The following is a 9,278-nucleotide window of genomic DNA, read 5'->3' as shown; positions in this document are numbered from 1 at the left end:
ATCACACTTATGCAATTGATAATGGGTGGATTGCAATCTCAAGAGAAGATCCAAATGGTAATGAAATGGTTCTGGCGAACCTTTCCAGGGGAGCTTTGTTTGGAGAGTTAGCGGTATTCGACGGTGAGAGGCGATCTGCAAAGGCCTCCTCGTTGGTCAATACAGAGCTTATTTCTATCGAACGCACACATATGTTCGATACTTTAAGGCGAAACCCTGACCACCTTGAGCAATTGCTTAAGCATTTTGCCAAGCGAGTGAGAGATACAGATAATCTGGCCATGATTCAGGCTTTCGCACCTCAGACCGGTCGAGTCGAGTTTGCTTTGGCTGAACTGTGGAAGTCGGCATTGCCCAATCGTCGAAATCCTCATCATCGGTCAATAAAAGTTGGGCCAAAGCAGATTGCCAGGACGGCAAGAGTTCGTGAAGATGAAGTTAGGAAAGTTTTGGAGCTTAAGAAATCTGAAAACATTCTGGATTATGGTGAAAGTATCATTAAGTTCTATCGAGGGCCTGATGGAGAGGTTCCGGTACGGGCTGTTGGAGATTCGCCGATTTGATGTTTCTTGGAGAAATCATAGGTTTTATAATGCGGGGTAACTTTTTATAAAGAAGAAGTATATTTCCTAAGTTGTTACTGTGATATTTCCCGATGGAATTAAAAGTCGGCCTTCTTATTATCGATTTTATTTTTTGTTTGGACAGTTTTCTTACCTTTTATCAATTTATAAAATATTAATTCATAAGAGGCAAAAGAGTATTGTAAACTGAGTTTAGTTCACTATAGTTAACTGTGTCACAAAACGCGCCTAAGTTAACTTGAAGTTTGTGTTATTTATGCTGGCGCTACCAAAAGGGAATATTTACTCCGAGCAAAAGTATTAGCGGAGTGAATGGCATTCTGAATAATGGATTATCTAGGTCTGGGGCCTGCTTACAATGACACAAACCAAGGTGCAAATCAGGAAGAAGATGCCATACATACGCCAGCAGGATGGCGTATTTCCAACAGATTCAATTTCCGATAACCAGTCACCTCCTTCTCGAACGATACAGAATAAGTTTGCCCGAACTCGCTCATTCAGAGGCAAGGTTCGTATTGCTGGTCATTTTGTTCATGTCGAATATATGTGTTTAGCGGCCGTAGAATGGTTGTTATCCGTTGCGATCTACTCGGGCATGGATTCAGTTCTGCATGGGTCTCAGCCTATTTCTTTTATGTCATTGAACGGTGCTGTTTTCTCTACAATGATAGTTCTCTCTCTGACAGCCATGGGGCTCTATAATGCCCGTCAGAGAAATCGCTTGCTGGATGTGTGTATTCATGTGGCTGTTTCGGTCATATTGTGCGCCGTTGCGATGAAAATGCTCAATATGGCTTTATCCGAGGTTACCTGGAGTTATTCGGATATTGCTTTTGGCGTTGTGGCTCTTGCCTCAGCACTCATGGTCGTCAGGGCTCTGTTTGAGCGTTATGTCGACGGGCAGATGCTACAGCGCAATATACTAGTTCTAGGTACAGGGAAGCGCGCCAGAAGAATTGAGCAGCTACGCAGAAAAGCCGATAAAAGGGGCTTTAAATTGATGGGCTTTTTGCCTACAAAGAGCTGCCAGCATTGTTTTGTAAATCCAGATAAGCTTGTTAAGTTAAACAGCATTTGTGAGTATGCGTTAGCGCATCAGGTTGATGAAATTGTAATTGCTCTCGATGATCGGCGACAGGGTTTACCTGTCAGTGATCTATTGGATTGTCGGATGTCTGGTATTGATGTGACCGATGACTTGGACTTTTTTGAGCGAGAAGCCTCAGTCATTCAGCTGGACCTGATCCAGAGTGGTTGGCTCATTCGCTCTTCCGGCTTTACCAATAATATAGTTTCCCACTTCCTTAAGCGCACAGTGGATATTCTGGTCGCTGTGGTGCTCGGAGTGATCTTTTTACCCGTTATGCTTCTTACGGCTCTAGCCATCATGCTTGAATGCGGCAGAAAGGCGCCTGTACTCTATACCCAAAAGCGAGTCGGACGTGGTGGAGCTGAGTTTACCATCTACAAATTTAGAAGTATGTGCCAGGATGCTGAGGCGGACGGGGTTGCCAAGTGGGCTCTCAGTGGGGATCAAAGAATCACCCGCGTGGGTGCATTTATCAGGAAGTATCGAATTGATGAGATTCCGCAGATCTGGAATGTATTAGTAGGCGATATGAGCTTGGTGGGCCCTCGACCTGAGCGCAAAGAATTTGTCGGTTCGCTCTCAGAACTCAATGAGTTTTATGCAGATCGTCACAGGGTGGCGCCGGGACTCACGGGGTGGGCACAGCTTTGCTATCCCTATGGGGCATCGGAAAAAGATGCTATCGAAAAGTTGAAATATGATTTGTATTACATCAAAAATCAGGGAGTTTTACTGGATCTCTATATTTTGATTCAAACCGTAGAAATTGTATTGTTCAAGAAGGGCGCTCGCTAGGGGTAGAGTGATCTAATCGGTTTGTTGAAGGGAATATTGTTGAAGGGAATATTGGTACTGAGGCCCTGAGGTGTCGCCCGATCTCTAGAATCTATCTGAACATCTCAGGGCTCTTTCTCTTGTGTATATTAAGCTTTGAGGTTGTACTTTTCCAACATGTTGTAAAGTGTTGGACGAGTGACTCCCAGGCTCTTTGCGGTTTCTGAGATGTTATCGTTGGAATGGTTTAGAGCCCTCAAAATAGCATTTCGTTCTGCTTCATCGCGGATCTGCTTAAGATTAAGTGGCGTTTTTTCTTTTGGATCAAACTCGATTTCAAGGTCTTCAGCAGTAATGTGGTTGTTGTCTGCCATGATAACAGCGCGCTTGATACGACTTTCCAGCTCTCTTACATTACCGGGCCAAGGGTAGTCTTCAATGGCCTGAATGGCATCGTCAGAGAAACGTCTCAGATTTTTTCCATGTTCACTGCTGAAACGGTCTAGAAATGTCCTTGCAAGCAGCAGGGCGTCACCCTCTCTGTCTTTGAGTTTTGGAATGTTGATGGTGATTTCGCTGACCCTATAAAACAAGTCCTCACGAAAGCGTCCTTCCTGTATGTGGCTGGATAGGTCCTGGTGGGTTGCGCAAATAATGCGGACATCCACGGGGATCTCTTTTCTTCCGCCAACTCGTTCAATAACACGCTCCTGGAGAAACCGTAACAGCTTGGATTGCAGCTCTAAAGGTAAATCACCGATCTCATCGAGAAATAAAGTGCCTCCATCGGCATATTCAATTTTGCCGGGGGTTTGCTTGGCCGCGCCGGTAAACGCCCCTTTTTCATAGCCGAATAGTTCACTTTCCAGTAAGTTCTCCGGGATTGCGGCACAGTTGATGGCAATCAGTTTCTGATCTTTTCTCGAACTGAGATTGTGCAGTGCCTTGGCAAAAATCTCTTTACCGGTACCGCTGGCACCCAGTAGTAGGGTGGTGATGTCGCTGGGGGCAACTTTTTCAATTGTGCGGCATACTTTCAGTATCTGGGGGCTTGCGCCAATCACTCCCTGTAATGGACCTTCTTTTTGGAGGCTGTTGAGGCGCAGGTTTTCCTGTTCAAGTTCGTAGACGCTGTAAGCACGATTAACCATGAGCGTAAGAATTTCGGGGTCCACAGGCTTTTGATAGAAGTCATAGGCTCCCAGTCCGATGGCTTTCACGGCGTGGTCTCTGTCGTGATCTCCAGTGACAATAATAATCCGGCTCGTTGGAGAGAGTGCCTGAATTTCTCTTAAGGTGTTCATGCCTTCGGTAACACCGCCGGGATCCGGCGGTAAACCGAGATCCAGTAAAACAACACCGGGTGGCTGCCGTCGAACCATGGCAATAGCTTCTTCACGGTTGCTGCTGATGACCACATTGAAATCGTCGAAGCACCATCGTAGCTGGCTTTGAAGTCCAGGATCATCTTCAACAACCAGTAGGTGTCGCTCACTTCCGTTCACAAATTGCTCCTTTGCGTAGTAAATCCTTCTGCATCGCTTTCTTCCGAAATGTCTGGGAGGCTGGCTGTGTGAGATTGGCCGATTTGCATGGGTGTCTTCGGCGTAGAATCGCCATGTTCGTTCTGCAGGGCAGGAAGCGTGATTTTGAATTCACTGCCTTTGCCAACTTCACTGTAGGCACGAATGTCGCCCCCAATGGAGAGTATATACTGTCGGCTTTCGTATGCGCCAATTCCCATGCCCATTAATCCTTTTGTGGAGTCAAAGGGCTTGAAAAGACGATCTCTAATAAAGTCAGGGTCCATTCCCTGACCGGTATCGGATACGGTGATCAATAAGGATTGATCTGTTGTGGACAAGGTTAGGTGTATCTGGCCGTCGTCAGGCGTTGCTTCCTGGGCGTTTTGGACAAGGTGACCCAGTACATTTTTCAGTTGTTCTCTGTCTGCCAAGGCAACTCCTGGTTCTGATGTTTCCTGAAGTTGTGGGACAGGTTTCCGAATCGCATGTTCTTTCGAGACCTCTTCCATAAGTGAGCGAAGTTCGACTGGACGGCTTGAATCGTTCCTCTCGCCGCGTTTCATTTGACCTAACAGGCGCTCCATGCGATCAACGGAGTTGGCGACTGTACTAAGTACGTCGTCAACAAACGCCTGTTTGTGACGGTGTTTTTCGGCGTTTGAAACGATCAGGGATTGTTGGGCAAGAATATTTTTCAAATCGTGCATTACATAGGTAGAAAGGCGGTTGTAGGCTTCGAACTGTCGAGCCTCAATCAGTGCCATTTCTGAGCGGTATTGAGCCAAGTGGATAGCCGCTTGCTGACCAGCCATTTTAAGTAGGTCGCGATCTTCCCAGTTAACAGGGGTGCTAATGTCAGACTTTTTCAGTAGCACAAAGCCTAAAACTTGATTCTGCAGGATAAGGGGAACAATCAGCCAGACTTTTGGGATTCCGATGAGCCACTCAGGGATATTTAGGCTTTCGTAGCGTTCAGGCTCCCGTAAGAACTCGTCAAAATCAATCACCCACAAGGTTTTTTCCAGAAACCGATTGATGGAATCTAAATCGGTTTGCAATTGGTCACTGCCTATATCTGGCGCTGGCATATTCCAGTGGCTCATCAGTTGGTATTTCTGATTGAGGTTTTTACTCCAGAGCAGGGCTCCGGAGCAATTCAGCAACCCGCCTATGGCCTGACAGCTGCGGTCGGGGACTTCTCCAGAGGTGTTGGCCAGCTGGTGTGTAAAGTCCAGCCATTGTTGTCGATAGTCGTATTTGTAGCTGTAGAAATGCTTGTTCAGCAGTACTTTCAAGGTCATGCGCAGTTTGTTGGAAAACAGCATGACAGCCAGTAAGAGCCCAGAACCAAAGAGAAAGAGTATCTGGAGTAAATTGCCCCAAGTGCCGCCGATATAGCGGACGTAATACCCCATGGCTGACATGGCCAAGAGATAGATGCCTGCACCCATGACGGTGGCTGACTGGAAGACTACATGACGAGAGACATGGATGCCCAGGTTTAGGTTGGTATGCCGAGCCGCAGAGACAGCAATAAGAGGAACCGTTAGTGCGTTGATAACTCCACGGGCCGCCCAGAGTTGTGGATTTATCTCTTTGAACAGAAGAGCCTCGCTGTACATGTAAAAGTCATAGGCAAACATGGCTCCGATGCCCAGGCACAGAAACTTGATAACCCAGCGTTGTTCAGGGGAGCTGCTGCGTATAATCTGTTCAATAACACCTAGCCCCAAAATAGTTAACAGAATCAATGTCGACGTATGAAGTGTCTTGGCTTGCCCTGTCAGAATGAGATCTGGTGTGAAGGTAGGGGGTAGTAACTGCAGTAAGTAGGGCGATATAACAGCTAAGTAGGTAGCTGTCCCCATCCAGAATAGTGTGCGAGATTGGAGGAGTCCTGAAGCGTGAATCTTGTCATCTGCTGTTGCGGTATGTTCGGACGTGTCATTGAGGATAAGTCCCGCAAGAAAATACGCCCAGGTCGCATAGCGAAGCCACTCCAGTGAATCGGAGACGGGTTGCGGTATGTGCCCAGTCACCTCCTGTAGTGCAGCCAGTAGGGCCCATGCTGAGCTGGCGATGCAGGCCAGTATCAGGCGTTTACCATGTTCTTTCTTGCGCGAAGAAGCAATCAAGAGCAATGACAAAAACGAGAATGCCAGAAACGTCAGAAGGTAGCTGTAAAATCCGGGGTTGCTGATCATTGGATTACCGAGTTGTCAATTCCATTGTTTTTGTCATGCACTTTATGAGATCCGTGTGCTGTTGCCTGTTCAGAGGAGAGTCTGTACTTTTTATTGCGACGCCCAAGGGGGGCTCATTTTAGCAATCTATTTGTGTCGTAGCGGTTTACCGTTGCCACTGCAATATCTGAAATTATTGTTTAGTTCTAATGTTTTTGAGTTTTAATTTCTTCGAGTTATGAGTGCCCGGTTAAATTGAAGCAGGGCTTGCCCGCTTATCCTAACAGTATATTATACTCTCGTCCTTTGTCGCATAAGTCTTCGAGTGTCGCATAAGTCTTCGAGACTGTACGTTTCAAGGTATAGATTTCCCTTTTGATTCTTTGGTTATTTATATACCATTTTCATCTATTGGGAAGTATTGTTAGTGAGCTTCATCTATCCTGTATGTACAGGCAAAGTGCAAGAGATATTCTCTTTGATGTATTCGCTTCAGGCGGCAGGAGCTGCCACCAACTGATGTGCCCATCACAAGTCGATTCCGCCAAAGATCACAAATGGAAAGTGTGCAATGTCGTTTTCAAAGGTTAGCCAGTCTTTACGTTCAGAACCAGGGAAATGGTTGATAACGGGGGTTGCCGGATTCATAGGCTCCAATTTGCTGGAGACGTTGTTAAAGCTTGATCAAACCGTAGTTGGCCTGGATAACTTTTCAACGGGTCATCGTGAGAATCTCGGTGATGTTCAGCGCAGTGTTACTGAATCCCAGTGGCAGCGTTTTAGCTTGATAGAAGCTGATATTCTTGATGCTGATGCCTGCGTAAAGGCTGTCGATGGCATTGATTACGTTTTGCATCAGGCGGCATTGGGCAGTGTCCCTCGCTCTATCGATAACCCCATCGGGACAAATGCGGCGAACATTGACGGCTTTCTGAATATGCTGGTCGCAGCTAAAGATGCGGGGGTCAGGCGTTTTGTGTATGCCGCTTCTTCGTCGACCTACGGCGATCACCCCGGGCTGCCAAAGATTGAAAATACGATTGGCAAGCCCTTGTCGCCTTACGCGGTAACAAAATACGTGAATGAACTCTATGCGGATGTCTTTTCCCGAGTCTACGGTCTCGAGTGCATTGGCTTGCGTTACTTTAACGTATTCGGGCCGAGACAAGATCCAAAGGGCGCGTATGCAGCGGTGATTCCTTTGTGGATTGGTCGCTTGCTGGACTCCCAGCCTTGCTATATCAACGGAACTGGAGAGACTTCGCGAGACTTTTGCTTTATTCAGAACACGGTGCAAGCCAATATCCTGGCGGCAACCACTTGTAATCCTGAAGCAATCAACCAGATCTATAATGTTGCGTTTGGTGGTCGGACATCGCTGAACGAGCTCTATGAACATATAAAAGACTTGCTGAGTAAAACGCATCCAGAGGTTCTTGAGCTGGATGTAAGCCGCCGTGATTTCCGGCAGGGCGATGTGATGCACTCACAGGCAGATATTGCCAAAGCGCAGTCTCTTTTGGGATATCAGCCGACACATGGTCCGCTTGAAGGTTTGAAAGAGACCTGTGACTGGTTTGTCCGGCAAAAAAATGGCACGGACGTCTTGTCCAGGTCACCGGAATCTTTGGTTTGAGTGAATGTTAAAGTCAGTTGTTTTAACGTCTCTGCAGTGGATGTGGGACGATTTCTAATTAGGATTGAAAGAATATGGAAACAGTAGCAATTGTTGGTTTGGGGTATGTTGGGTTGCCGTTAGCGGTGGCTTTCGGCCATGTGATGAAGACGATCGGGTTTGATTTAAATCAGGCGAAGCTGGATCAGTATCGTGCGGGCCATGATCCCAGTGGCGAAGTTGAGTCTGAGCGGTTGGCACAGGCTACGCAACTGACCTATACCAACGATCCCGCGATGCTGTCTGAGGCAGACGTCATTGTTGTGGTGGTTCCTACCCCGATTGATGATGCCCGCAAGCCGGATTTGAGCCCATTGGGCGGTGCGTGTAAGACCGTGGGTCAATATATGCGTGCCGGGACAACGGTGGTGTTTGAGTCCACTGTCTATCCGGGGTGCACTGAAGAATTTTGTGTGCCGATTTTGGAGCAGCAATCCGGTTTTAAGTGGTTGGGTCATCCTGAACTTGCCGATCAAGCCGACACCGATGGTTTTTATGTCGGTTATTCTCCTGAGCGAATTAACCCGGGTGATAAAGAGCACCGTTTGGAAACCATCATCAAGGTCGTTTCCGGTGACACACCTGAAACCTTGGAGAGAGTGGCGACTTTATATGAGAAGGTGGTTCATGCGGGAACTTATCGCGCCAGCAGTGTGAAAGTCGCCGAAGCGGCAAAAGTGATTGAAAACACTCAGCGGGATTTGAATATTGCCTTGATGAACGAATTGTCGCTGATATTCCATCGTCTGGGTATTGATACGTTGGATGTGCTCGAAGCCGCGGGAACCAAGTGGAACTTTTTGCCGTTTCGCCCAGGCCTGGTGGGCGGTCACTGCATCGGTGTCGATCCTTATTATCTGACTTATAAAGCAGAGGCTGAGGGGCATCACCCTCAAGTGATCCTGGCAGGTCGTCATATTAACGACAGCATGGGCAAGTTTATTGCTGAGCAAACCGTCAAGTGTTTGGTGCGCAACAGCAAGCCGGTGAATGGCGCGAATGTTATTGTTCTGGGTTTGACGTTTAAGGAAGACTGTCCCGATCTTAGAAACTCTCATGTCATCGATATTATTCATGAGCTGCAGGAGTATCGTTGTAACGTCCATATTCATGACGCACTTGCGTGTCCGGATGAAGCTCAGGAAGAGTACGGTGTAAACCTGTTGGCGTGGGACGCATTGCCGAAAGCGGATGCAGTCATCCTGGCTGTGCCACATAAGAAGTACAGAACGCTTCGGGCGACAGACTTTCAGGCATTTATGACGCCAGAAGCTATACTCGTTGATGTGAAATCTTGTGTCGATCGTTCAGAGTTGTCGGCCGCCGGCATTGATGTGTGGCGTCTCTAGATTCTCTTTCCAGCCATGCGTGGTCTGAGCTTATCGCATTGCCAGATTTAGCGGCGGGTGCTGGGTGTTCTGAGGTGCCAGTGTCAGCTTGTTT

Annotated in this window: 6 protein-coding genes; 4 read left to right on the top strand and 2 right to left on the bottom strand. The window is 47.4% G+C overall.

The features are described 5' to 3' along the window. On the top strand, positions 1-563 hold a 563-nt coding region (locus ACTG33_RS14470), incomplete at its 5' end, for a Crp/Fnr family transcriptional regulator (protein ID WP_439135931.1). A gap of 379 nt (positions 564-942) precedes the next feature. After that, positions 943-2,472: a TIGR03013 family XrtA/PEP-CTERM system glycosyltransferase gene (locus ACTG33_RS14465; RefSeq protein WP_439135930.1), complete on the top strand. Its 1,530-nt coding sequence runs from the start codon at positions 943-945 to the stop codon at positions 2,470-2,472. Positions 2,473-2,600: 128 nt separating this feature from the next. On the opposite strand, the gene prsR is transcribed toward ACTG33_RS14465, so the two are convergent. Further along, entirely contained in the window at positions 2,601-3,956 is a 1,356-nt protein-coding gene (prsR, locus tag ACTG33_RS14460; RefSeq protein ID WP_439135929.1) for a PEP-CTERM-box response regulator transcription factor, read from the bottom strand. Next, on the bottom strand, positions 3,953-6,181 hold the full coding sequence (prsK, locus tag ACTG33_RS14455; protein WP_439135928.1) for an XrtA/PEP-CTERM system histidine kinase PrsK: 2,229 nt from the start codon (positions 6,179-6,181) through the stop codon (positions 3,953-3,955). Before prsK ends, prsR begins: the two co-directional genes overlap by 4 nt. A gap of 550 nt (positions 6,182-6,731) precedes the next feature. Here prsK and ACTG33_RS14450 point away from each other — a divergent pair. Both ACTG33_RS14450 and ACTG33_RS14445 read left to right on the top strand, forming a co-directional pair. Continuing rightward, on the top strand, positions 6,732-7,796 hold the full coding sequence (locus ACTG33_RS14450) for an SDR family oxidoreductase (protein WP_439135927.1): 1,065 nt from the start codon (positions 6,732-6,734) through the stop codon (positions 7,794-7,796). A 74-nt stretch (positions 7,797-7,870) separates the two neighbouring features. Further along, on the top strand, positions 7,871-9,184 hold the full coding sequence (locus tag ACTG33_RS14445) for a nucleotide sugar dehydrogenase (protein ID WP_439135926.1): 1,314 nt from the start codon (positions 7,871-7,873) through the stop codon (positions 9,182-9,184). The last annotated feature ends 94 nt before the right edge of the window (positions 9,185-9,278 follow it).

This window comes from Pseudomaricurvus sp. (assembly GCF_965662505.1).
Taxonomy (GTDB): Bacteria; Pseudomonadota; Gammaproteobacteria; order Pseudomonadales; family Cellvibrionaceae; genus Pseudomaricurvus.
The sequence above is the reverse complement of the archived record's forward strand: the minus strand, read 5'-3'. Positions and strand labels throughout refer to the sequence as shown.

Bases quoted from the DNA above. Each gene is read 5' to 3' on its own strand.
- ACTG33_RS14445 (WP_439135926.1), top strand. From the start codon at position 7,871: ATGGAAACAGTAGCAATTGTTGGTTTGGGGTATGTTGGGTTGCCGTTA.
- ACTG33_RS14450 (WP_439135927.1), top strand. From the start codon at position 6,732: ATGTCGTTTTCAAAGGTTAGCCAGTCTTTACGTTCAGAACCAGGGAAA.
- ACTG33_RS14465 (WP_439135930.1), top strand. From the start codon at position 943: ATGACACAAACCAAGGTGCAAATCAGGAAGAAGATGCCATACATACGC.
- prsK (WP_439135928.1), bottom strand. From the start codon at position 6,181: ATGATCAGCAACCCCGGATTTTACAGCTACCTTCTGACGTTTCTGGCA.